Below are 25520 nucleotides of genomic sequence, written 5' to 3' on the forward strand. Positions count from 1 at the left end.
TACTGCGCCAAGGCCGCTTCACCCCTTGGCGCGCCCTCCACTCCCCTCACGTAACGCCAGCCGCGGCCAGAACTTCGCCCAGGGCTGCGCCTGCTCGAACGCCGCGGCGATGCGGAAGATCGTGGGCTCGTCGAGCCAGGACGCGACAATCTGAAGACCGATCGGCATCCCGTCACGATCGAAGCCGCAAGGCAGTGTTGCCGCCGGAAGACCGGCGAGATTGACCGGCCAGGTAAACGGCGACCAGCCGAGATGCGGATCGACCTTGCGGCCATCGATGGTGTCGACTCCGATCCGGCCAGCTTCGAACGCAGTGACCGCGACCGTCGGCGTCACCAGCACATCGACGCGTTCGAACAATTTGACAAAGGCACTGCGCGTCTGGCCGCGGCGGTAACTCGCTTCGATGTAATCCGTGCCGCTGTAGCGCCGGCCGGCGCTGACGACATTGCGATAGTCGGCCTCCGAGCTTGCAAGATCGGTTGCGGACTTGCTCGCAACCGCCGCCGCCTGTTCGGTAAAGGCGATCGGCTTCAGCGTGTGCTCCAAAATGCCGGGATCGAGACCAGGCCCGTCCATGGTGACCTGCGCACCGCAGGAATCGAGAATGGCAAGCGCCTTGCCAAATGCCGCGCACACGTCAGGGCTGACGGCGGCGTAGCCGAGATCGGCGCTGGCTCCGATACGAATGCCGTCCAGGCGCCCAGCATCCGTATTGAAGCGGCGTGCGGACGCGGGAAGGCTCGCGGCATCACGCAGATCGTAGCCGGCTATGATCTCCAGCGTCAGCGCAGCATCCGCGACCGTGCGCGTGATCGGGCCAGTATGGGCGAGCGAGGCCCAGGATGGCGGCGAGAAGCCGGGCGAGCGCGGTACGAGACCAAAGGTCGGCTTCAGACCGAACACACCGCAGAAGGAGGATGGCACCCGGATCGAGCCGACGCCGTCGGTGCCGATCGCGATCGGGCCGCAGCCGGCAGCGACGCTCGCCGCCGCGCCGCCGCTCGATCCGCCGCTGGTGCGACCGGGGTTCCAGGGATTGCGCGTGATGCCGGTGACGGGGCTGTCGGCTGTCAGCTTGTAGCCGGACTCGCAGGTCGTGGTCTTGCAGGTGATGATCGCGCCGGATGCCTTCAGGGCCGAGACCACGGCAGCGTCGGCCTCAGGCACGAAACCCTTGTTCATCGGCGAGCCCGCATAGGCTGGCACGCCCGCAACGAAGACGAGATCCTTGATCGTGATGGGGACGCCAGCGAGCGATCCCTTGACCTCGCCCACACGGATCTCCCTGGTGAGCCGGTCAGCGTCCGCCCTCGCCTGCTCGTACATCGGCGTCACCACCACGTTGCAGGTCTCGTCCGCCGCCTCCAGCGCGGCGATGGTGTCGTCAATGACATCGCGCGGGGTGAACGCCTTGCGCCGGTAACCGGCCATGATCTCGGTTGCAGAAAGCGCGCCAAGGCCAGTCGGCGCCGGCGGAAAGGCCGTTCGGCCGGAACCATCAGTCATCATCAACCCTAAGGAGCTAGTTGAGCGCCGCGTCGACGGCGCGCTTAGCCATGACCGTGACGAGATGCGCGCGGTAATCGGCTTCGGCATGGATATCGGAGGTGAGACCGTCGGTGTCGATCTTGATCGCCGCGATCGCGGACGGATCGAAATTGCCCGACAGCGCCGCCTCCATCTGCGGCACGCGGAACACGCCGGGACCCGCGCCGGTGACCGCGACGCGGACCCCATCGGCGAATTTGGCGACGAACACGCCGACCAGTGCATAACGCGACGCCGGCGCCTTGAACTTTGCGTAGCCCGCTTTCAGCGGCACGGGAAAACGGATCGCCGTAATGATCTCGCCGGGTTCAAGCGCGGTTTCGAACAGACCGAGGAAGAACTTGTCGGCGGCGATCTCGCGCGTGGTGGTTACGATGGTGGCACCGAGACCGAGCACGCCGGCGGGATAATCCGCAGCAGGATCGTTGTTGGCGACGGAGCCACCGATGGTGCCGCGGCTGCGCACAGCGGGATCGCCGATCATCGAAGCCAGCGCCGCGAGCCCGGGGATTTTCTGCTGCACCAACTTTGAAGCTGCGACCACCGCATGCGGCGTCATCGCGCCGATCGTGACAGTGACACCGTCGTCGGCGATGCCCTTGAGATTTCCGAGCTTTGAAAGATCGACCAGCGCCGGCGGATTGGCCAGCCGCTGCTTCAGCGTCGGGATCAGCGTCATGCCGCCCGCAACAAGCTTGCTGTCTTCGATCGAGGTCAGAAGCTTAGCCGCATCTGGAATCTGGTGAGGCTGGTGATAGGCAAATGGTCTCATTGTTGTCCTCCCTATTCCGCGGCAACCGGCAACGACGCGTTTTGCAGCAAGCGCCAAATCCGGTTCGGCGTCGCCGGCATGTCAACATGGGTGACGCCCAGGTGCGACAGCGCATCGACCACCGCGTTGATGACGGCGGCGGGCGAGCCGATGGTGCCGACCTCGCCGCAGCCCTTCACACCCATCGGCGTATGCGTGCAGAGCGTGGAATGGGTTGCCACTTTCATCATCGGCAGATGGTCGGCGCGCGGCATGCAGTAATCCATCAGCGAGCCCGACAGAAGCTGGCCGGAGCCTTCGTCATAGACCGCGCTCTCGAACAGCGCCTGGCCGACGCCCTGCACGATGCCGCCATGCAGCTGGCCCTCCACGATCATCGGGTTGATGACCGTGCCGACGTCGTCCACCGCGGTGTAGTTGACCAGCGTCACCGTGCCCGTCTCGGGATCGACCTCGACTTCAGCGATGTGGCAGCCGCCGGGATAGGTGAAGTTGACGGGGTCGTAATAAGCCTGCTCTTCCAACCCCGGCTCCAATATTTCGAGCGGATAATCGTGCGGCACGTAGGCAGCGCCCGCGATCTCCTCGAACGTCTTGGCGCGATCCGTGCCCGCAACCGAGAATTTGCCGCTCTCGAACTGAATATCGACCTCAGCCGCTTCGAGCAGATGGGCCGCGATCTTCTTGCCCTTGGCGATGACCTTGTCCGTCGCCTTCGACAGTGCCGCACCGCCGACCACCAGGGAGCGCGAGCCATAGGTGCCCATGCCGAACTGCACCCGGTCGGTATCGCCGAACACGATGTCGACATTCTCGAAGGCGACCCCGAGCTTGTCCGACACGATCTGAGCAAACGTCGTCTCGTGGCCCTGGCCGTGATTGTGGGTTCCGATCATGACCGTCACCTGGCCGGTCGGATGCACGCGCACCGTGGCGCTTTCGTACAGACCGCCGCGCGCGCCCAATCTCCCGGCGAAGCGCGACGGCGCAAGGCCGCAGGCCTCGACGTAGGTGGAATAACCGAGCCCGCGGAATTTTCCCTTGCTGGCAGATGCCGCCTTGCGGATGCCGAAATTGTTGACGTTGGCCGCGACGAGGGCTCCGTCGAGGCATCCCATGGGATCGCCGGAATCATACTGCACCAGCACCGGCGTCTGATACGGATAGGCCTCCTTCGGGATCATGTTGCGGCGGCGGATCTCGACGCGGTCGATCCCCATCTCGCTGGCCGCGACATCGACAATGCGCTCCAGCACGAAGGTCGCCTCCGGCCGGCCCGCGCCGCGATAGGCGTCGACCGGTACCGTGTTGGTAAAGACCACCTTCACGTTGCAGTAGATCGCAGGCGTCGTGTAGACGCCGCCGAGCAGCGGCCCATAGAGATTGGTCGGGATGTTCGGCCCAAAGGTCGAGAGATAGCCGCCCATATTGGCGAGCGTATTGACGCGGAAGGCCAGGAACTTGCCGGTCTCGTCGAGCGCGAGCTCGGCCTCCGTGACGTGATCGCGGCCGTGACGATCGGAGATGTAACCTTCCGAGCGGCTCGCGACCCATTTCACCGGCCGTTTCACGCGTTTGGCGGCCCAGGTGATCACGGCCTCCTCGCCGTAATGGAACTGTTTCACGCCAAAGCCACCCCCGACATCGGGCGCCACCACCCGCAGCTTGTGCTGCGGGATGTTGAGCACCAGCGCGCCCATCAGGAAGCGTACGACATGCGGGAATTGGCTCGTGGTCCACAGCGTGAAGCGGTCCGTGCCTGGCTCGTATTCCGCGATCGCCGCACGCGGCTCCATCGGATTGCCGATCAGGCGGTTGTTGACGAGGCTCAGCTTTGCGACATGCGCAGCTTTCCGGAACGCGGTCTCGACGGCAGCCTTGTCACCGAGCTCCCAGTCGCAACAGATGTTGTTCGGGACGTCGTCGAACAATTGCGGCGCGCCGGGCCGGACGGCTTCGAGCACGCCGACGACTGAAGGCAGCACTTCGTAGTCGATCGCGAGCAATTCGGCTGCAGCATTCGCCTGCTCCGGCGTCTCCGCCACGACGAAGGCCACCATGTCACCGACGAAGCGCACCTTGCCCTGCGCCAGCATCGGAAACGGCGGCTCCTTCATCGGCACGCCCTGCGCATCCGAGATACCCCAGCCGCAAGGCAGTGATCCCAGGCCATCGGCCTTGACGTCGTCGCCAGTCAACACGGCAATCACGCCTGATGATGCCAGCGCCGCACTCTTGTCGATGCCGCGCAGCAGCGCATGGCCATGCGGAGAGCGCACGAACACGCCGGCCGCCATGCCTGGGCGCTTGATATCGGAGACGTAATTGCCGCGGCCGGTGAGGAAGCGCTGATCTTCTTTTCGCTTCGGTGCGGCGCCGATGCCGATGACATTGCCCATGGTCACTCTCCCTTGGCGGCGTTCATGGCGGCAGCGCCCGCCAGCACCGAAACGACGATGTTCTGGTAGCCGGTGCAGCGGCAGATGTTGCCTTCGAGGCCATGGCGGACATCGGCCTCTGTCAGGTCAGGCTTCTCCGCGGCGAGCGCGACCGCCGTCATCAACATGCCGGGCGTGCAGAACCCGCATTGCAGCCCGTGGTGCTCACGAAAGGCCTCCTGCATGGGATGCATTTGGTTCGAGCCCGGCGCGCCCTGCAGACCTTCAATGGTGAGCAGCGTCGCGCCATCGAGCGCCGGGGCCAGCAGCGTGCAGCTCTTCACCGGCAAACCGTCGAGATGCACTATGCAGGCGCCGCACTGGCTGGTGTCGCAGCCAATATGGGTGCCCGTGAGATGGAGCTGCTCGCGCAGCAGCTCGGCGACGAGCGTCGCCGGTTCGACGTCCACAGTGGTTGGCCGGCCGTTGAGTGTGAAGGATATCTGCACGGTCATACTCCTGTGCGCGATTGGTCTTTAGGCGAGAGGCAAGGCGCTGCCGGTGGCCCATGTGGCCATCACGACATCGCCGACTGTGAAGGGGTCCGCAAAGAAGGTCTTTTCCGGCACATAGGCGACGAACTCGTCGTCCGGTACGGTGTCGAGCATCACCTTGACGAAGTAGCCCTGATATTCGATCGCGAGCACCCGACCCGGCAGCGACGTGGTGCACCCGGGCGGCAGATCCCTGCCCGGCCGCACCAGCGCAACATCATCGCGGCGCACGGCGATATCGACCTTGTCGCCGACGTTGACGGTGGGGCGCGCCAGAAGCGGCACCTCGATGCCGTCAGGCGCAGCCTGCGCAAGCGTAAAGCTTGCGCCGTTAACCTTCTCGACCCGGCCGGACAGCACGTTCTGCCCGCCCATGAACTCGGCGACGTAGCGGTCATGCGGATGGGCGTAGACGTCCCGCGCCGCGCCCGCCTGCTTGATCTTGCCCTGCTCCATCACCACGACAAGATCGGCGAGCGCGATCGCCTCGAGCTGGGTGTGGGTCACGTGGATGAAGGTGATGCCGAGCTCCTGCTGCATCCGCCTGAGTTCCTGGCGCATCTGCACACGCAGCTGCTCGTCGAGCGCCGACAGCGGTTCGTCCAGCAGTAGCACCCGCGGCTCGGTGATCGCCGCACGCGCCAGCGCCACGCGCTGCTGCTGGCCGCCGGAGAGCTGGGCCGGCAAGCGGTCGGCGAATTGCGTCAACCGTACCTTCTCGATCATGGCATCGGCTGCGCGCAGGCGATCGGCCTTGGATTGGCCTCGCACCCGCAAGGCAAAGGCAATGTTCTCACGCACCGTCAGATGCGGGAACAGCGCGTAGGACTGGAACATCATCGCGGTGCGGCGCTGCACCGGCGCCAGCCCGACCACGTTCTGCCCCCCGATGACGATCTCGCCTGCGGTCGGATCATCGTGACCGGCGATCATGCGCAGGATCGTGGTCTTGCCGCAGCCGGACGGGCCGATGAAGCAGCAATAGGCGCCGTCCGAGATCCTAAGATTGACGCCGTCAACCACGTAGGTCGCGCCGTCAAAACTCTTGCAGACACCCGCCAGTTCGATATCGCCGCGATCGTTCTTCATTTCCCAGCTCAACCCTTTGCGCTGCTGCCGCGCTTCTTCTGAATCAGCACGATGCTGCCTAGGCTCGCGCCGATGACGATGAAGGAGACGATGGTAGTCACGGTGCCGAGCGCATAAAGCGAGGGCGAAGTGACGTTCAGCGTCATGCTCCAGATTTCCAGCGGCAGTGTGTTTAGCGAGCCAGCGGTCTGGAGGCTGCGCGCAAACTCATCATACGACAGCGTGAAACCGAACAGGGCGACCGCGACGAGGCCGGGTGCAAGCACCGGGATCATCACCAGCCGAATCGACTGCCAACGGCTGGCGCCGAGGTCGTAGGCCGCCTCCTCCCAGACATGGTTGAAGCGCGACATCACCGCGAACATCACGAGCACGCCGAACGGTAGCGTCCAGGACAACTGCGCACCGAGCGCCGAGGTGTACCAGCTCGCATTCAGCCCGAGTGCCTGGAACAGGAGACCCGTGCCGAGACCGAGCACGAGGCCGGGCGCGACCAGGCTGCCGATCATCATGTAGAAGACGAAGGTGTCGCCTCCGAAGCGTTTGCGGAAGCCGAGGCCGGCAAGAAACGAGACCACCACAGTGATGACGGTGACGATGACCGCGAGCTTGATCGAGCGGTCGAACGAGCCCTTGACGTCCCCAGTCCGGACCTGGGTGACGAGGTCCGCGAACCAGTGCAGCGAATGCCCCTTCATCGGGAACACGAGGCCGCCGCGAATATCCTGGAAGGACAGGATGTAGATGCAAAACATCGGGCCGTAGAGCGCGATGACGTAGGCAGCGAACAGCGTCGCCAGCACGTAAAAGGTCCAGGGCCTGCGGCCCGTGCGCGGCGCGATCGCCTTGGTGGCCGCAGGCGCGACGGTCTTGGACGTTTCGGTCTCGGGCATGTCGGTCTTGGGCATGTCGGCGAGAACCGCGCTCATCGCGTGATCTCCTGCCGGATGTCGACGGTGCGCAAGATCAGCGAGACGATCGCAACCAGCACCAGGGTCAGCAGCACCGCGCTTGCCGCCGCGGTCGGATATTGCAGCACGCCGACGTCCTCGTAGAACGCGCTGACCACCGAGGCCGAACCGCCGCCGGACATCACCTTCACCACGAAGAAGTCACCCATCACGATCGAGACCACGAAGATGGTGCCGAGCGCGATGCCGCTCTTGGACATCGGCACCACGATCAGGCGCATGATATCGAACCGGCTGGCGCCGGCATCGATCGCGGCCTCGATCAGCTTCTTGTCGATCCGCGCCATGGAATTGAAGATCGGCACGATCATGAAGATCGTGAGCTGATGGACGTAGGCGATAACGACGGCGAGGTCGGAGAACAGCAGCACTTCGAGAGGCTGCCGGATCACGCCCAACCCCAGCAGCGCCTGGTTGATCAGGCCTTCCTTGCCGAGCAGCGGGATCCACGAGATCATCCGGATGATGTTCGAGGTCCAGAACGGCACCGTGCAGAGCAGGAACAGGCCGATTGCCAGGAGTTGATTGCGAACGTGGAAAACCAGGAAGTACGCGACGAAGAAGCCGATGATCAGGGTGAATATCCAGGTCAGCGCCGTGAACTTGATCGTCGCCAGATACAATTTCAGCGTCAGCGCCGAATGCAGCACCTCGACGTAGCTGGCCAGCGTAAAGCCCGGCGTCAGTCCGCCGAAGCCGTCGGTCGCAAAGAAGCTCGCGGCCAGCACAACCAGGATCGGCGCGACGAAGAACGGCACGAGCACCAGCACCAGCGGCGACACGTAGAGCCAGCCGGCGAGATTCGCGCGTGGTGACTTTTGAGCTGGACTAGACCTTGGCTGCATGTCGGCGAACGCCTCGAAGTCTTCTTCTCGCACCGGCGCAGTTCACGCGCCGGTGCTTCGCTTAAGTCAGGGAAAGCAGGTTTCAGGCCACCTTGAAGTCGTTCCAGCGCTTGTTCATGTAGGCGGCTTCATCCATCAGCGTGTTCCAGCACGAGATGTTCTTGACGCGATCGAGGAACGAGCCGCCGTCACGCTTGGTGCCGGCCTTCTCCATCGGCACACCGTAGGGATCATTGATGACCTCCGGCGCCGGCTGGCCGTCGTACCAGAAATCCCATTCGGCAGCGGTCAGGAATTTCTTCGCCGTCGACGGCACCGGGCTGTAATAGCCGTAGCGGCCGACGAAGCCCCCCTGCCAGCCCGAGAGGTACCAGTTGAGATATTCGTAGGCGGCATCTAACTTTTTGCCGGAGAGATGCTTCATCAGGCCCATGCCGTTGCACCAGCCGCGATAGCCCTCCTTGCCGTTCTTGACGTTGACCGGCGCGTAGACGCAGGGAATCTCTTTGACGCGGACAGCTGCGACCGCCGGCGACCACATCGACTGGATGACCACCTCGCCCGCCGCCATCAGCTGCACCGACTGGTCGAAGGTGGTCCAGGTCGCCCGGAACTGGCCCTGCTTCTTCAGCTCGATCAGCTTGTTGCAGGTGAAGTCGATCTCCTCCTTGGTCATGTTGCCCTTGTTGCCGTACTTGATCAGCCCGGCACTTTCGAAGCACAACGCGGCATCCATGATGCCGATCGCGGGCACGTCGAGGATCGCGGCCTTGCCCTTGAATTTCGGATCTATCAGGTCCTTCCACTCGGTGACTTCGTGGCCGACGAGGTCAGGCCGGTAGCCGATGGAGTCGGCGTTGTAGACCTGCGGCAGGAAGGTCGCCCATTCGGTCACGCCGTCGTGCAGATCGGTCGAGTCGGGCTTGGAGATGTACATGGCTTCATAAGGCGAGATGCCCTGGCGCGGGATCTTGTGGCCGTCGATCTCGCCCTTGGTGAAGATCGGCAGGATGTTGTCGAACTCCTTGATCTTCTTGACCTCGATGCCCTGGATCACCCCGCGCTTGGCGGCAAGCTTGGCCTGCCAGCCCTCGAGGTCGGCGATATCGACCGTATTGGGCTGGCTTATGAAACGGTTGATGGCGGCGGAGGTGTCGAGGTTCTGCATCGTCACCTTGAAGCCGAGATCCTTGGCGGCTTGGTCGCCGATCGCCTTCACCACCGAATAGGAGACGCCGACATGGCGCAGCTCGATGTCCTTGATCTCCTGCGCCCAGATGGTCGGGAATCCGCGGATCGCATCCGATCCTGCGGCTGCGCCCGCAACTGCGGCCGCCCGCTTCAACAGCATGCGCCGGCTCAGCTTTTTCGACGATCTCGCTTCCGTCCCCGCCGGATTGGAAGTGGACGTCTCCTTAGCCCCATCAGACATGGCAACCCTCGTTGGTTACGATGAACGCTCGCGCCGGACGCCATTGACCGGCCGCGGATGTGATCAGTTGCGCGCGAGGCTAGAGGCAGGATTCTGCGAAGTAAAATTGGAAGTAGCAATTCACGGCATAAGCGCCACTAATGGCTCAACTCTCTGCCCGTCATCGCGGCATGCGGCTTAGGAAGGCAGCAGGCCGACGTGCCGATCGCGGGGAATAGGAGCTTCTCCGGTCCGTCGTTTTCTCGAACTGTTCGGGACATCAGGAGCGCAGCACTTACGGGCGCACGAGAAACGGTGCACTCGGCTGGCCTGCGCCTTCGCTCGATCTCATCACGCTCACAGTTAGCGCTCGATCGTCACACGACATACGACGCTGGCGTGAAAGCCTTCAAGTCAGCTTTGCGGCGGCACCCGTCTCGCGTCAGCACCTCCGGCACATCGGCACCAAGCGCAACCGGCTTTTGGAACGCGGATCGATCACCGACGTCCCACCCCACTTGAAAAGCCTTGCTCATCTCGGCTATCGCGAGAATTTTCTAGATCTCTCGATGCACACGTCGCGCACACGCCACGTTCTATGCCATTGGAGAATTTGAATTCTCACTCCAATCCATCATCGGGGCAACAGAAGAGCGATGGTTCTGCGATTCCAATGATTTACCCCAATCTCTCAATGGGATGAAGCACGAACGTGTGCACTCCAAACTAGACGAAATTGCACACGTTTCTACCCGTTTTGACCTCTCAGTATACACGCGCGAACTCTCACGCAGCCATCGGCGGACGTCTATGGCGATACAGACACCCAGCGTCGTCCGCCGGCAGCTTGGATGCCTTGGTCGAAGCGCGAGGGCAGGCGTCAGGCGAGGCGCCAACGGATCCTGCCTCGGGATGAGCATCCGCAACCGCCATATTCCGCAAAAGATGCTCACCGAAAGTGACAGCATTCGTCGCCATGTTGATGGAGGAGCACAAGCGGAAGGAAGCAGAGCCGACCCGATGACGCCGGATGCGATCGGCTGATTGCCAGGCTACTTCATCAACCTGAAGCGCCCCGCTTCCACCTTGATCAGAAACGCCGAGCGCTCGTCAAGCGATGTGATGTCAGCGGCTGACGTGCCACAGCGCGATCCAGCCCTCTTTCCGATAGTGCTTAGCTGGCATAAACCAGTGATTGCGAGAAACGTCTGCAGACGATCCGCGCCGCTTCTTCGCGGTGCTTTGGCAGCTCCAGCTTAGGCTGGGCACACCTGCCCGTTTGTGGCAGATTCAGAGCTTAGGAAAGCACCTCCTCACCCAGCACTGGGTCACTTGGAGGCTTCCGGTTGAACCCCATCGTTTTCGGTTCGACGCGCATGGACAACAGGTTCCAAGTGCTATGGGAGGACGATGCCCGCATCTTTTGCCGGGCTTTGTGTCCGGATTCCGATACCACCTGCAGAGCTGTATTGGCGGTACGTCCCAAGGCGAAGCACGCTTCGTCCGGCATCCTCGATCGGCTCGCTCACGAGTTCGAACTGAAGGACCAGCTGGATGGCGCGTGGGCAGTGCGGCCGCTCGGGCTGGAGTACGACGGTGGTCTCCCTGTTCTGCTGCTTGAATATCCTGGCGGCCAGCCGCTCGAGCAGTTGCTTGGTGCGCCCATGGACATCGAGCCCTTTTTGCGACTAGCAATCGAGATCGCGAGCGCCTTGAACAAGGTGCATCAGCGCGGCCTCGTTCACAAGGACGTTAAACCGGCGCATATACTGGTAAACTGCGACGACGAACGGATCCGGTTCACCGGCTTCGGTATCGCTTCGCGCCTGGTTCGGGAGCGACGCACGCCCGGGCCGCCCGAGTTCATCGTGGGCACGCTCCCTTACATGGCACCCGAACAGACCGGCTGGATGAACAGGTCGATCGATTTCCGTAGCGACCTCTACTCGCTTGGTGTGACGCTCTATCAAATGCTGACTGGCTCGCTGCCGTTCACCGCGGCACATTCGATGGAGTGGGTACATTGCCATATCGCGCGAAAGCCCGTACCGCCGAGCGAACGCCTGAGCACTGTACCGACTGCAATCTCGGCCGTAGTACTCAAGCTGCTCGCCAAGTCCGCAGAGGAACGTTATCAGAGTGCGCCGGGCCTTGAGCATGATCTACGCCGCTGCCTGCATGAATGGGAAACCGGACGTCGGATCGAAAACTTTGCACTCGGGCAATATGACACGCCCGACCGACTGCTGATCCCCGAAAGGCTCTATGGAAGAGACCGCGAGATTGAAATCTTGCTGGGCGCGTTCGACCGCATGCTCAAGAGCGGCGCTCCGGAATTGGTGCTGGTTTCCGGCTATTCCGGCGTGGGCAAGTCCTCGGTGGTCAATGAGCTCCATCATCGGCTTGTTCCGTCGCACGGACTGTTCGCATCGGGCAAGTTCGATCAGTACAAACGCGAGATTCCGTATTCGATGCTGGTCGAGGCATTTCGGAGCCTCGCGAGGTCTCTTCTAAGCAAGAATGACGTCGAACTCGCGAACTGGCGCCAAGCCTTTCAAAATGCGCTGGGCGCAAATGGCCAGCTTGTTGCCAACCTGATTCCTGAATTGCGGCTGATCATAGGAGAGCAGCCTCCCGTTCCTGATCTCCCGCCACCGCAGGCACAAAGCCGCTTTCATCACGTACTGCGGCGCTTCATAGGGGTATTCGCACGTTCCGAGCATCCGTTGGTACTTTTCCTCGACGATCTTCAATGGGTCGACGCCGCCACGTTGGATCTCATTGAGGACCTGTTGACCCGGACCGATCTGCAATACCTGATGCTGATCGGGTCCTTTCGGGACAACGAGGTCACCGCCGCCCATCCGTTACGGCGTCGGCTTGAAGCCATAGAGAACGCTGGCGCAAACCTACAACAGATCATCCTTGCGCCGCTTGGCGGCGAACACATTGCGCACCTGATTTCTGATGCTCTAGGCTGCGATTTGCTGCATGCGGCGCCGCTCGCGCATTTGATCCACGATAAAACGGCCGGCAATCCATTCTTCGTGAATCAGTTCCTCCACGTACTTGCGGCAGAAGGCCTCGTCCGCTTTGATCATGATGCGAGGTGCTGGTGCTGGGATCTGGATCGCATTCACGCTAAGGGGCACACCGACAACGTCGTGGATTTGATGATCGCAAAGCTGGCACAGTTGCCGGCTGACACACAGAACACGCTGCGGGAGTTGGCCTGTCTCGGAAATTTCGCCGAAACCACGACACTCTCGGTCGTCCTCGGGCTCTCCGAGCAGCAGGTTCATGCGGCGCTCTGGGAGGCGGTCCGCCAGGAATTGATCGAGCAACAGGCTGACGCCTACAGGTTTGTCCACGACCGCGTGCAAGAAGCCTGCTATTCGCTGATCCCGGAGCATCAACGCGCGGCGCTCCATCTGCGAATCGGGCGGCAATTGCTGGCGCAGACATTCGGGGAGAAGCGCGAGAAGGCGATCTTCGCAATCGTCAATCAGCTCAACCGCGGCGCGGCCTTGATCACCTCGCGAGATGAACGTGTGCAGCTTGCGGAGCTCAATCTGACAGCCAGCCTGCGCGCGCAAGCGTCGGCGGCCTACGCGGCATCGCTCAATTACGCCGTAACTGGTGCGGCATTGTTACCGCACGACCGTTGGGAGCGCTTCCAGCGGCTTGCTTTTTCGCTCGAGTTGCATCGCGCCGAATGCGAGTTCGTGACCGGCGCTGTCGTTGAGGCGGAACAGCGCTTACAGGAACTGACGACGCGAATCTCGAGTGCAACTGACCTTGCAGTCGTCGCACGCCGGTTGGTGGATTTGTATACGGCGCTAAGCAAGCCAGACCGCGCTGTGGGCGCCGCCCTCAGCTGTCTGGAGCAACTCGGGATTCGATGGCTGGCCCACCCGAGCGATGATCACGTCCGACAGGAATACGAGCGCGTCCGATCTCGCCTCGGAGACCAAGCCATCGAGGAGGTGTTGGATCTGCCGCTGATGACCGACCCGCTCGCACTGGCCATGTTGGATCTTTTGACGGCCCTCATGCCGCCTGCATTCTTCACCGATACGAACCTTCGCTCGCTGGTGGTCATCAAAGCGGTGGATTTCAGCCTGGAGTGGGGGAACAACGATGCTTCCTGCGTTCCCTACGTCATGTTCGGCGCCATTGCCGGCGCGCGCTTCGACGACTATGAGGCGGGGCTTCGATTGAGCCGTATCGGCACTGAGCTGGTCGAGCGGCGCGGGTTTTCCCTCGTTCAAGCGAGGACCTACCTGAACTATGGCAACCTTGTCCTTTCATGGACAAAGCCCCTCCGGCACGCGCGAGACGCGTTTCGACGCGCGTTTGAGGCGGCGAGCAACAGTGGCGATATCACGTTCGCTGCCTTCAGCTGCGCCAGCCTGAATACAAATTTCCTTGCGGCGGGCGATCCGCTTGCAGACGCACAACGCGAAGCCGAGCACGGATTGCGGTTGACCGAGAAGGCGAAATTTGCGCTGATCGGCGACATCATAAAGCCGCAACTCGGGCTCATCCGGATGCTGCGTGGCCTGACGCGGCGGTTCGGCGCTCTTCATGACAACCAGTCCGACGAGCTTCGGTTCGAGCGGCATTTGGCTGCTGATCCGGCGCTCGCATTACCTGAGAGCTGGTACTGGATACGCAAGCTGCAAGCGTGCTTCTTTGCCGGCGACTATGTGTCGGCCGCTGCCGCCGCAGCCAGGGCTCGGAGCCTACCGTGGTCACCACCTCAGCTATTCGAAACGGCGGAATACGAGTTCTATGCAGCATTGGCCCACGCTGCATGCTGGGATTTGGCGCCCCCTGAAGAACAGCAAAGGCACTTTGAAGCGCTGACGGTCCACCAGCAGCAGCTCGAATTGTGGGCGCAAAATTGCCCTGAGAGCTTCGCGAATCGCGCTGTACTCGCTGGCGCAGAAATCGCCCGCCTCCAAGGCAGAGAACTCGACGCGGAGCGTCTCTACGAACAAGCCATCCGCTCCGCCCGCGGCAACGGCTTCGTCCACCACGAGGGAATCGCTTACGAAATGGCCGCCCGCTTTTACGGCACGCGTGGCTTCGAAGAGTTTGCTCGCATCTATCTGCAAAATGCGCGCGATTGCTATGTTCGTTGGGGGGCGGACGGCAGGGTGCGGCAACTTGAGGAGATCCATCCGCACCTCAAGGAGGTGAGATCAGAGCCCGGCCCGATGAGTACCATCGGGGCGCCGGTCGAGCACCTCGACCTCACTACGGTGATCAAGGTGTCTGAAGCGGTATCAGGCGAGATGGTCTTGGAAAAGCTCATCAAGACGCTGATGCACACGGCCATTGAACAAGCAGGCGCTGAACGGGGTCTGTTGATCCTGTCGCACGAGAACGACGAGCCGCGCATCGAGGCGGAAGCCACGACAACCGGCGAGAGAGTGACCGTCGAACTGTGCGATGCAGCGGTGACCGAGGCTCTGGTTCCGGAATCTGTTCTCTATTACGTCATGCGGACCAGAGAGTGCGCTGTTCTCGAGGATGCCGCCTGCCAACCTCCTTTTGCTACGGACCCCTACCTTGGTCAGCGCAAGCCTCGTTCCATTCTTTGCTTGCCTCTCATCCACCGTGGGAAGCTTATCGGGGTGCTCTACCTTGAGAATACACTGACGCCCCACGTTTTCGCACCTGCGAGAGTTGCTGTTCTAAAACTGCTCGCCTCACAAGCGGCAATCGCGCTGGAAAATGCGGCTCTGTATCGCGATGTCAGAGAACGCGAAGCGAAGATCCGCCGCCTTGTCGACGCCAACATCGTTGGGATCATCATCTGGGAGCTTGAAGGTCCCATCCTGGAGGCCAATGACGCGTTTCTGCGCATCGTGGGCTACGACCGTGAGGATCTCGCCTCTGGTCGCCTGCTCTGGACTGCCCTGACACCGCCGGAATGGCTCGACCGGCACGAACGATGGTGGATCCCGGAACTCAAGAAGATGGGGAGCGTACAGCCGTTCGAGAAGGAGTATTTCCGTAAGGACGGAAGCCGCGTGCCGGTCTTGATCGGAATGGCTGCGTTCGACGAGCAACGGGACCAAGGTGTCTCCTTTGTCGTCGACCTGACGGAGCGTAAACAGTCCGAAGAGGCTCTGCGGGAGAGCGAAGAGCGTTTTCGTACTCTCGTACAGTTCTCTTTCGACGTGTACTGGGAATCAGATGCGGACCATCGCTTCGTCCGCCAGGAGTTCGCCGAAACCGTTGCTGACGCTCCCACATCGAGCTCTGAACTTGGTAAAACGCGCTGGGAGGTGCCCTGCTTGGAGCCCGACGAGGAGGCTTGGCGCATGCATCGGGAGACGCTCGATGCCCACCTGCCGTTCCGTGACTTCGAGCTCGCGCGCCCTACGGCCGACGGCCGCAAGCGCTACGTCTCCGTCTCCGGGATGCCGGTTTTCGACAAGTCCGGCCAGTTCATCGGCTATCGCGGCGTGGGACGCCACATCACCGAACAGAAGCGCGCCACGGAGGCCCTGCGCGAGATGCAGAGGGAGTTGGCGCATGCCAACCGCCTCGCCACCATGGGCGAACTCACGGCCTCGATCGCCCACGAAGTAAGCCAGCCGGTCGCCGCGGCATCCATGAATGCTGGTGCGGCCGCGCGGTTCCTTGATAGAGACCCACCCGATCTCGAGAGGGTCAGGCAATCACTGGACTGGGTTATTAACGATACTGCGCTCGCCAGCGACATCATCCAGCGAATTCGCGATCTCATCAAGAAAGCACCGCCCCGGAAGGAAAAATTGGATATTAACGAAGCGATCCGGGACGTGATTGAGCTTACCCGCGGCGAAGCGATGAAGAACGGCGTCTCGGTGCAAGCGGAATTTGCAGACAGCTTACCGCTTGTGGAGGGCGATCGTGTCCAATTGCAGCAAGTGGTCCTTAATTTGATTGTCAATGCAGTCCAGGCAATGGGCACCGTGGCGGACGACGCCAGAAGGGTGCTTATCACCACCGGTGAGGTCGGCCCGGATCGTGTTCTTGTCGAGGTGCAGGACTCGGGACCGGGGGTGGCAGTGGAAAATCTCGAGCACGTCTTCACCCCCTTTTACACGACGAAGCCGAGCGGGCTCGGGGTAGGACTGTCCATCTGCCGTTCGATTATCGAAGCTCATGCCGGGCGCTTATGGGTGACGCCTAACCGGCCCCGCGGAGCGACTTTTCACTTCACCGTGCCGGTCCGTCCCGCAGACGCTTCCTGATCATCGCTGCCCGTGCTTCTCCACGATAGGACGAGTCCGACTTCCCCAGGCGGCGAGCACTCGCAGCAGGGCGGCGTCCGGAGAGTGAAGTTATGAATCCGGCCGTAATCAGGGTCGCAAGCAGGGCTGAGCGCGTATGTTGCACGCGGACGCCATGATCGGGGAACGGCAAACGAAAGAGCAGTGTCGAATGGTGACGAATCGGATTTCGACACCTCTATCCGATAGGGCTTCTTTTCGACCTGACGCAATTGGTGCGTTGGCGAATGCGCAAGTGAAGTGCAGCGAACGTGGTCGAATTCCACGAAAAGCGCAGGAAAATCAACGAATCTGATCCATACCCCGCCGCTCATAACTGTGTGGTTGCAGGTTCGAGTGCCGCCGGTGCGGCAGAGGCGCTTAGTTGCTTTCACTGCTGGGCAGCGGCTTCATATTTATCGGGTCATGCCCCTCAGGAGTTTTATTCCGTGCCGCAAGCTATCTTATCCGCGCAGAGTCGGCCTCTACGTTCGCCTGCCGAGCTATCCTCCATCATCACAACCGTCTATGAGCGCATCGAACGGGACCGGCACCGCAACTGCTGGATCTATGTGCGGCCCATAGAAGAAGCGCTGGCCGAGGCTGATGCCCTTGTACAGCGAGCGGAGAAGGGTGAAGTCCTGCCGCTCTTTGGCGTGCCATTCGGCGTCAAGGACAATATTGACGTTGAGGACATGCCAACAACAGCAGCCTGTCCGTCATTCGAGTATGTGGCTGCGCGATCGGCCAGATGCGTCGAGAGTTTGACGGCCGCAGGTGCGATCTGTCTCGGTAAGACCAACCTGGATCAGTTCGCAACCGGACTGGCCGGCACCCGCTCCCCCTATGGCGCCTGTTCCAGCGCGGCCAACGATCTGTATATCTCCGGCGGCTCGAGTTCCGGTTCGGCTGCGGCCGTAGCATCCGGCCATGTTGCCTTCGCTCTCGGCACAGATACCGGCGGCTCGGGCCGGATTCCCGCAGGCTTTAATGGGATCATCGGAATCAAGCCCACCGTCGGCCTCGTCTCATCCCGGGGGCTCGTGCCGAACTGTCCGACGCTCGACTGTCCCTCGATCTTCTGCAATTCCATTGCCGAAGGTCGACTTCTGCTCGAGTTGATCGAAGGATTCGACGATACCGATCCTTTTAGCCGCCAACGGATTGCCTCGTCCTCCCCATCACCTCGCAAATTCCGATTCGGCCAGGTCTCTGTCGGTCATCTGCATTCATTCGGCATGCCGGAATGCAATGAACTGTACGGGCAGGCCTGCGCGAGACTTTCGGGACTGGGAGGCCAAGCCAGGCAAATTGACTTCGCGCCTTTCGCCGAAGCCGGTGAAATGCTCTTTTCAGGGCCTTGGATTGCCGAACGTCATGCGGCGATCAGCAAGCTCCTGGACGTCGATCATGGAGACCTGCTCGACGTCATCCGCAACGTGCTGGGCGCAGCGGCCCGGTTTTCCGCAATAGATGCGTTCGCCGCGCTACATCGACTTTTGAAGCTGCGACGCCAGATCCAATCGATTTTCGAGGAAATCGATGTCCTGGTGGTACCTACCGCGCCACGCCCCTTCACGATCTCGGAGATGATGGAAGATCCCGTCACGCTCAACAGCCGCCTCGGGTACTACTCCTATTTTGCCAATCTCGTGGACTTGTGCGCGGTGGCAGTTCCCAACGCAACGCTCGGCAACGGCATGCCGATGGGCATCACTTTGCTAGCGCCTGCGTGGCGTGACCATGCTCTTCTCGACCTTGCCGAGCGATGGCTGCCCGATGGGAAGGCTGCGCTGTTCGATCTAAAAGTATATCCGAAGGCCGCGTCCTAACGCGCGATGCGATTAGGATGAATCGTCATCGCGCCTTAGGTTGTTGTTTAAGCATGATCTTTTCGGAAAACCGCTGCACACTTTTCCGGATCATGCTTTAGACAACTTCGAGATCGAGAGCGCGCATATTGAGGATCACAATCAGGCCCCGGTGATAACGGATGACGCCCCTTGCCTGCATACGGGAAAGCTGCACTGTCACCCATTGGCGAGTTGAGCCGATCAGATTGGCGAGATCACCATGTGTGAACGGGATCCCGATCACGATCTCACGGCCTTGCTGCGAGCCGTAGATATTCGAGAGAAAAACCAGCAGACGATGCAACCGCTCGGTCACCGAGCGGGTCCCCAGCATTTGCGCCATGGCCGAGTAGCACCGTGCCTTGAAGGCGAGCGCATCCAACAGCGCGACCGCGATACTTGCTGATTGATGCGCCAGCGCGCGCAAGGCTGGGCCGGGTAAGAACGTCACCCGACTCCGTTCCACTGCAACCGAAGACCATACGTGGGCACCAGTACCGAACAGATCCGGGCCGCCGACGAAATTGCCGGCGAACCAGTAGGCCAGCGTCACCTCGCGTCCGGAAGGAGCCGCGTAGTAGCTGCGAATACGACCTTCTTCGATCAGATAAATGCCGTTCTGCAGATCGCCCTGACGCCAGACGTGCTTGCCTGCTGGCAGGACCTCCTCACGGCCGATGGCGAGGACACGACGCCGGTCAGTCTCACACAACGGATCCAACAAGCCGGGCAGCGACCCGACCAGAGCATCCGATCCCGCCAGCATGATGCCTGTCGTATTCCTGAGACTTGCTACTGACATCTGCTCGCTCCCTTGCCGCTGGAAGGGAAAACCATTCAAGAGCCATGCCAGATCTGTCGTCAGGCGCTTACATCCTGATTTCCATTTGCTCGAAAGCCCGGCGGCCTTCCGAGCGGATCAGGTCAAGGCAATCCCGCTTGAGGGCGAGATAGGCAGCCTCCGCAACGATGGCGCTGGAGCGCGGTCGCGGCAGGCTCACCTGAAGATCCTTGAGGATGCGGCCAGGTCCCGCACTCATGATCAGCACACGGTCAGAAAGAAGGATCGCTTCATCGATGTCGTGTGTGACGAAGACGATGGTTGCGTTGATCCGCTCGCGGAGCTCGAGCAGATTGTCCTGCATGACCGCCCGGGTCTGGGCATCCAGCGCTCCGAACGGCTCGTCCATCAATAGCACGCGCGGCTGATTGGCGAGGGCACGGGCAATCGCAACCCGCTGCTGCATGCCTCCCGATAGCGTGTGCGGATATGCCGACGCAAATCCGGTCAGTCCGATCATCTCGATGAGGTCGTCGGCAATCCGCAGCGCCTCCGCTTTCGGCTTGCCGAGGGCGCGGGGCCCGTGCGCGATGTTCCGGCGCACCGATTTCCACGGAAACAGATGTGGCTGCTGGAAGACCATCCCAATCTCGGGCCGTGGCTTGCGCATTGCTTCGCCGGCGATCAGCACCTGGCCTTCGAACGGCCGCTCGAGGCCGGCCATTGCATTCAGGAGCGTGGACTTGCCGCAGCCGGATGGACCGACGATCGAGACGAATTCTCCCTGGGCTACCGCCAGGGATACGCGGTCGACCGCGATGACCTGTCCGCTCGGCGCATCGAAGACGATGCTCAAATCCTCGACCCGGATGATCGCCTGACGGGCCGGGGCGGATGGCGGGTACGTATCCACGAGCCTGAGCGGCTGGTCTGGACGAAGCAAGCTCGGGGTCATCGCCACCACACGGCACGTTCGGCAAGAGTCGCAAAGGAACGGTCAGCGATGAAGGAGAGCAGGCCGAGTGCCGCCAACCCGCCCATCACCTGACCCGTTTGCATGTTCTGTTGCGCAATTTCGATACGATAAACGATACCGGCGAACGCTCCCGCCAACTCGGCGGCGACCAGTGTGTAGAAGGAGATGCTCACCGCGGTCCGAAGACCGACCGTGATATAGGGCAGCGCGCCAAGAAGGACGATCTCCCACAACATCTGCGGCTGCGGTGTGCCGAGCATCTGGGCGGCACGGATAAGTCCGTGGTCGACTTTCTGCACCCCTATGTGGGTCGCGAGCCATACCGTGAAGAACACGCCCCAAACGACCAGGAAAAGCTTGCCTGTCTCCGAGAGGCCAAACCAAAGGATGACGATCGGCACGAAAGCTATGGGAGGAATTGGGCGAAGGATGTGGAACAAGGGTGAAAGCAGGCTGGACACCAGCTGGAACCGGCCAGTCAGGACGCCGAGCACGATCCCGCCCGCGGCCCCGATCGCAAATCCCGCGGCCACGCGCGAGAGGCTCGCCATCAGGTCGGCGAAGAATTGTCCGCTGCGAATCCATTCGAGAATGGCGACAGCGACGGTCGATGGCGGCGGAAACAGCACGGTGTTCACAATGCCGGAGCGAGCAACCAGCTCCCACACGCCTGTGAAGATAGGCACCGAGAGGACGGCGACCAGTACGCTCAGCCGTGCAGTCGCGCTCGCACTGCTACGTCTGCCGACGCTCACGGGCGCGCCTCCAGTGTGACGCGGGCCGGATCGACCGCCTTGAGCGGCGCCGTCACCAAGACTTTCGAGAAATCGGGCATGGTCGCTCCAGGGGGATGATTGCCGGTCTCGAGCCGCCAGGTGGCATGGGTTTTCAGAGTCGCGAGAAGCTTGTCGTCGAGGCGCACACGGTAAACATAGTCCGGCCAGATCGCAGCCAACTCGTCGCGTTTCATCCCGGTCGCTGCGGCGATGACGTCGATCGCTTCATCCGGATGCGCCTTGAGCCAGCCCTCGGCTTCGATGAGGGACGCCAGGAACTTACTGACGATCGCCGGATTGGCCGCGAGGTAAGATTGCGTAACGACAATGTTGAAGGTCTCCGAGTAGAGACCTTTGGTCTCAAGTGGGGTCGCGCCTTCGCCAAGAGCCTTCTTCGCATTCGCGACGTGCGGCTCCCAGGTATCGAACGCATCGATGCTCCCGGCCGCCATGGCGGGAAGCATCTCCTGCGGTCGCAGGTTGACGAGCGTCACGTCCTTCGACGTCAGGCCCGCCGCTTTCAACAGAACCGACGTGTAAACTTCGCTGCCGGTTCCAGCCGTAAAGGCAATTCGCTTTCCACGCAAATCAGCCTTCGTCTTGATGCCGGCAGAAGCCGCGGTCATGGTCTTAAGATCCGAATATTCCATCCCCGCCACGAAGGCGATGGGCTGTTGCGCCATCGCGGCCGCCGTGACCGGCGCCTCGGCGGTTGTCGCGATATCCGCCCCTCCCCCAAGCACCGTATCGAGGCACTGCTTCCCGCTGGTGAAATTGGAGATCGAGATGTCGAGCCCCTGCTTGGCGAAAATGCCTTTCGCATTCGCGACGATCGCCAGTCCCGAGATCGGCCCGAGATTCTGGGCGAGCCGCGCCTTCAGCAATTCTTCGGCTGTCGCGCACTCGGGCGTCGCAAACAAGAAGGACGCAGATAGGACAAACGCGGCAAAGCGAAGAGCGGTTGTTGATCGCATGCCAAACCTCTGTGATGCCGGCGATCGGAGTGATCGACCGTGACGACAGGGTCGTCTGAAGACGGGAGACCGTGAAGCAATTAATCGACAAGGCTCGACGCTGTCCAATTTTCCCGCAAGTAGGCCAGCTCCCGGACTGTGCCAGGGCAATAAATTCATCACGCTGCCCACACCTTGGGCGCATCGTGGCTGAGGCTGATCTGTTCGGGCCCGGAGCCGCCTCCCGAGATGCGGAGAAGGCGCCTGGTGGGACCCGTGTTCGCAGTGCGGGCGGCATTTCGGCGCCGCCGGCTGCGGCAACGGCACCCTGCTGCCTTTTCATGAAGCCGCGATCCCGGTTCAATCAGAACCGATGGGACTTTCGATGCCGTTGCGTGCGCGGCGAAACCAGGCCCACGTCTGCCGCGTCACTGCGATGTAGCCTGGACCCCGGTAGACGATCTGATCGGCGACGATCCGGTTCAGTTTCGGCAGCGCATGGAACGGAATCGAAGGATAAGCATGATGCTCGACATGATAGGGCATGTTCCATGCAAACCAGCGCACGAACATGGCGGTATAGGTGGTGCGGGTATTCTGGAAGGCGCTGCGCGTGCGATCGCAACCGGTGTGTTCGGCAAGAAGATACGGACGCAGAAACAATTGACCGATGATCACGGGAATGACCCAGACCCACAACAGGATCAAGGTGTGCAGCGCGACCGATGCCAGCAGCAGCGCGACGTAGCCTGCCAGATGGAAGCGAGCTTCCGTCACGACGATGTGGCGCTTGCTTTCCGGAATCCAGGGCGACGTGGCGTTTCCGGTCAACGCGTGGCGAAGCATCAGCCGCACCCGGAAGGCAACCTGCCGCAAGCCGCTGTAGACGATCACCAGTTGCGCGTCCGAGGTCGGGGTCGGAACCGACAGCAGTTCCGGATCCCTCTTTGGATCCTGCGTATAGCGGTGATGATCCCAGTGGAACAGGCAGTAGTATTCGTAAGGCAAGCCGACTGCGAACGAGGAGAGATGACCGAAGGCGAGATTAAGTGCGCGGCTACGAAACGCCGTCTTGTGGGCGGTCTCGTGTACCACCATGAACAGGAATGCGACAAAGTAGCCTTGGACGACGACCAGCGGCAACGCCCAGACTATTCCGTATCGCGACGAGGCCAGCCAGATCAGCGCGCCGACAACGACAATGATGCCGTAGTGGCTGGCCGCACGGACCAGGCCTTGCCAATCGGACCGCACGGACAAATCGCGCAGCATAGCTGGAGTCAGTGGCTTTTCTCCGGTGGCAGTGATCGCGTTGCTCATGATCGTAGCCGCCTCCTTCCGGGGTGATCGCGCTCGTGCAGACGCTGGAATTCGTCAAGCACATACCGACCCTAGGGAGCGACGCCGCAATGCAGAAGCAATTAATTTCGCGGGCGTTGGTCACCGGCATCCGAGATTGCGGCCCTCGCCTCACCGCATTGGCCGTCACAAGATATTTGTTGATCTCTCGGTGCACATGTCGTGCACACGCAGCCTTCTAACCGATTGATAAACTTGAACTCTCCCTCCAATCCATCATGGGCAATACAGGCAAATCTGATCGCTCGTCGGGAAGCGCAAGGCGGCTTCTCATGAACGGCAAGAAACGGAGAACAGGCTCGCCTTCGGAAGATTGATCCGAGACTCGATAGAGTGTGGACCGCCGGCTCAAATCGGACACGCTACGATTGCATCGATCAATAGCGATGCAGCTTCAAATCAGCAAGTCATGAGGCGCGGCGTGATGCGGAACGTTATGAACGGGGGCGACCGCGTGTTCGTCCAGTGCATTAGGGATCGATTTGCCGATGGTGTGGAGGTCCTTTTCCTGACCGGGCGAAACGTGCGGACCGAGCGGGCTATCAAGTTCAACTACCGAGCCGAATGTGGGAGGAGTCGAATAGCTATCGAAGCGAAACGCCAATTCCGCGCCGCCAATCTCAGAGGCAATTTTAGCCGGCTGTACGGGTTCCAACGCGGTTGCAGCCTGCGGCCAGTTTCCGGCCTTACTGCCATTTGCGGCGCTCGGTTCGACCATCTCGGCTGCTTCGGGTGCCTCTTTAGAGCCATGTGAATCGTGCCCTGAGTTGCCATGCTTCACGACGGTCGGTTCTTCCCCAGCTGATGCGCCCGCAACATCCAAGACCGGAGCGCGATGCTCGGCGCCATTTCCCGGTGCGACGCCAGCTTCAGTCAACTCCGTGGCTGCCGCCTTTGGAGGCCCTGGCTCTGAAACCTGCTGTGAGTCACCGCGGCCCGCGCTACTGGCCGTGGCGATGCCCGGCTCACCGATCTCAGCTGCTTCAGGTGCGCCTGAAAAACTTGAGTGCCCGGAATTGCCGCGTTCCACGCCATCTGCTTCAGCCGTCTTCGCCGAACTTGGCGAAGCATCCGAAGCCGGGAAATGATGCTCGTTGTCGTTGCCGAAGCTGTGCCCTTGCATAGAACCAGATTCAGCCAACCCCGTGACTGCCGCCTTTGCAGACCCCGGCTCCGAATTGTGCTGTGAGTTATCGCGGCCCGCGCTACCGAGGCCTGGCGCACCAGGGTCGGCTGCTTCCGATGGTTTTGCAGGGGTTGAGTGTCCCGAATTGCCGTGTTCCACACGATTGGCTTCTGCCATCTTCGCTGCCCCTCGCGAAGCCTCCGAAGCGGGCGGATGATGCTCGTTGTCATTGCCGACGCCATTCCCCCGCATGAAGCCGGCTTCGGTCAACTCCGCTGCCGCCTTTGCAGACCCTTTCTCCGAAGCGTGCTCTTTCTCGAAAGCGTGCTGTAAGTTACCGCCGCCCGCGCTACCGGCCTTTACGACGCCTGGCTCACCAGGGTCGGCTGCCTCCGGTGGTTTTGCAGAGGTTGAGTGCCCCGAATTACCGTGTTCCACGCCATCGGCTTCTGCCGTCTTCGCTGACCCTCGCGAAGCGTCTGAAGCGGGGGGATGATGCTCATTGTCATTGCCGACGCCATTCCCCCGTATGAAGCCGGCTTCGGTCAACTCCGCTGCCGCCTTTGCAGACCCTTTCTCCGAAGCGTGCTGTTTCTCCGAAGCGTGCTGTGAGTTACCGCCGCCCGCGCTACCGGCCTTTGCGACGCCTGGCTCACCAGGGTCGGCTGCTTCCGGTGGCCTTGCAGAGGTTGAGTGCCCCGAATTACCGTGTTCCACACCATCTGCTTTTGCTGACTTCGCTGCCCCTCGCGAAGCCTGCGAAGCGGCGGGATGATTCTCGTTGTCATTGCCGACGCCATTCCCGCGCATGACGCCGGCTTCGGTCAACTCCGCTGCCGCCTGTGCAGACCCTT

Annotated in this window: 18 protein-coding genes; 4 read left to right on the forward strand and 14 right to left on the reverse strand. The window is 61.5% G+C overall.

The genetic code is table 11. The features are described from left to right. Positions 1 to 18: 18 nt before the first annotated feature. The 8 genes from GA0061098_RS00485 to GA0061098_RS00520 form a co-directional block, all read right to left on the reverse strand. Positions 19 to 1509: an amidase gene (locus tag GA0061098_RS00485; protein ID WP_091953798.1), complete on the reverse strand. Its 1491-nt coding sequence runs from the start codon at positions 1507 to 1509 to the stop codon at positions 19 to 21. Between the two features lie 16 nt (positions 1510 to 1525). Further along, on the reverse strand, positions 1526 to 2323 hold the full coding sequence (locus GA0061098_RS00490) for an FAD binding domain-containing protein (protein WP_091952321.1): 798 nt from the start codon (positions 2321 to 2323) through the stop codon (positions 1526 to 1528). An 11-nt stretch (positions 2324 to 2334) separates the two neighbouring features. Continuing rightward, positions 2335 to 4722 (reverse strand): xanthine dehydrogenase family protein molybdopterin-binding subunit, encoded by a 2388-nt coding sequence (locus tag GA0061098_RS00495; RefSeq protein ID WP_091952323.1) that lies wholly within the window; start codon positions 4720 to 4722, stop codon positions 2335 to 2337. A gap of 2 nt (positions 4723 to 4724) precedes the next feature. Further along, positions 4725 to 5216: a (2Fe-2S)-binding protein gene (locus GA0061098_RS00500; RefSeq protein WP_208610613.1), complete on the reverse strand. Its 492-nt coding sequence runs from the start codon at positions 5214 to 5216 to the stop codon at positions 4725 to 4727. A gap of 21 nt (positions 5217 to 5237) precedes the next feature. After that, positions 5238 to 6344 carry an ABC transporter ATP-binding protein gene (locus GA0061098_RS00505; protein WP_091953803.1) on the reverse strand — a complete coding sequence of 369 codons (1107 nt, stop codon included), beginning with the start codon at positions 6342 to 6344 and terminating at the stop codon, positions 5238 to 5240. Positions 6345 to 6352: 8 nt separating this feature from the next. Continuing rightward, the gene (locus GA0061098_RS00510) at positions 6353 to 7273 is read right to left on the reverse strand and encodes an ABC transporter permease (protein WP_091952327.1); all 921 of its coding nucleotides are present in this window, start codon (positions 7271 to 7273) and stop codon (positions 6353 to 6355) included. After that, complete coding sequence (locus tag GA0061098_RS00515) at positions 7270 to 8160, reverse strand: ABC transporter permease (protein WP_091953806.1); 891 nt, start codon at positions 8158 to 8160, stop codon at positions 7270 to 7272. Before GA0061098_RS00515 ends, GA0061098_RS00510 begins: the two co-directional genes overlap by 4 nt. 82 nt (positions 8161 to 8242) lie before the next feature. Continuing rightward, the gene (locus tag GA0061098_RS00520; protein ID WP_091952331.1) at positions 8243 to 9592 is read right to left on the reverse strand and encodes an ABC transporter substrate-binding protein; all 1350 of its coding nucleotides are present in this window, start codon (positions 9590 to 9592) and stop codon (positions 8243 to 8245) included. An 891-nt stretch (positions 9593 to 10483) separates the two neighbouring features. Here GA0061098_RS00520 and GA0061098_RS46920 point away from each other — a divergent pair. The 3 genes from GA0061098_RS46920 (at position 10484) to atzF (ending at position 18674) form a co-directional block, all read left to right on the forward strand. After that, the gene (locus GA0061098_RS46920) at positions 10484 to 10615 is read left to right on the forward strand and encodes a hypothetical protein (RefSeq protein WP_283807975.1); all 132 of its coding nucleotides are present in this window, start codon (positions 10484 to 10486) and stop codon (positions 10613 to 10615) included. A gap of 332 nt (positions 10616 to 10947) precedes the next feature. Continuing rightward, the gene (locus GA0061098_RS00525) at positions 10948 to 16824 is read left to right on the forward strand and encodes an AAA family ATPase (protein WP_091952334.1); all 5877 of its coding nucleotides are present in this window, start codon (positions 10948 to 10950) and stop codon (positions 16822 to 16824) included. A gap of 290 nt (positions 16825 to 17114) precedes the next feature. Beyond that, positions 17115 to 18674 (forward strand): allophanate hydrolase, encoded by a 1560-nt coding sequence (gene atzF, locus GA0061098_RS00530; protein WP_245323114.1) that lies wholly within the window; start codon positions 17115 to 17117, stop codon positions 18672 to 18674. A gap of 97 nt (positions 18675 to 18771) precedes the next feature. Here the strand turns inward: atzF and GA0061098_RS00535 are convergent, their stop codons facing one another. Both GA0061098_RS00535 and GA0061098_RS00540 read right to left on the reverse strand, forming a co-directional pair. Continuing rightward, on the reverse strand, positions 18772 to 19497 hold the full coding sequence (locus GA0061098_RS00535; protein ID WP_091952337.1) for a Crp/Fnr family transcriptional regulator: 726 nt from the start codon (positions 19495 to 19497) through the stop codon (positions 18772 to 18774). A gap of 67 nt (positions 19498 to 19564) precedes the next feature. Next, positions 19565 to 20275, reverse strand: coding sequence for an ABC transporter ATP-binding protein (locus GA0061098_RS00540; protein WP_430649252.1), 711 nt, complete (start codon positions 20273 to 20275; stop codon positions 19565 to 19567). Between GA0061098_RS00540 and GA0061098_RS47370 the strand changes: the two genes are divergently transcribed. Then, the gene (locus GA0061098_RS47370; RefSeq protein ID WP_245509260.1) at positions 20220 to 20357 is read left to right on the forward strand and encodes a hypothetical protein; all 138 of its coding nucleotides are present in this window, start codon (positions 20220 to 20222) and stop codon (positions 20355 to 20357) included. The genes GA0061098_RS00540 and GA0061098_RS47370 overlap by 56 nt on opposite strands. Positions 20358 to 20427: 70 nt before the next feature. Here GA0061098_RS47370 and GA0061098_RS00545 read toward each other — a convergent pair whose 3' ends face one another. The 4 genes from GA0061098_RS00545 to GA0061098_RS45905 all read right to left on the reverse strand — a co-directional run. After that, positions 20428 to 21207, reverse strand: a complete 780-nt coding sequence (locus GA0061098_RS00545; protein ID WP_245323115.1) for an ABC transporter permease — start codon at positions 21205 to 21207, stop codon at positions 20428 to 20430. Beyond that, positions 21204 to 22112 (reverse strand): NrtA/SsuA/CpmA family ABC transporter substrate-binding protein, encoded by a 909-nt coding sequence (locus GA0061098_RS00550; protein WP_245323116.1) that lies wholly within the window; start codon positions 22110 to 22112, stop codon positions 21204 to 21206. The genes GA0061098_RS00545 and GA0061098_RS00550 overlap by 4 nt, the downstream gene beginning before the upstream one ends. 429 nt (positions 22113 to 22541) lie before the next feature. After that, a complete protein-coding gene (locus GA0061098_RS00555; protein WP_091952346.1) occupies positions 22542 to 23501 on the reverse strand; it encodes a fatty acid desaturase in 960 nt (319 codons plus the stop codon). Positions 23502 to 23934: 433 nt separating this feature from the next. Further along, a partial coding sequence (locus GA0061098_RS45905) for a DNA polymerase III subunit gamma/tau domain-containing protein (RefSeq protein ID WP_488226167.1) occupies positions 23935 to 25520 on the reverse strand: 1586 nt, incomplete at its 5' end.

Source organism: Bradyrhizobium shewense, from assembly GCF_900094605.1.
Classification (GTDB): Bacteria; Pseudomonadota; Alphaproteobacteria; order Rhizobiales; family Xanthobacteraceae; genus Bradyrhizobium; species Bradyrhizobium shewense.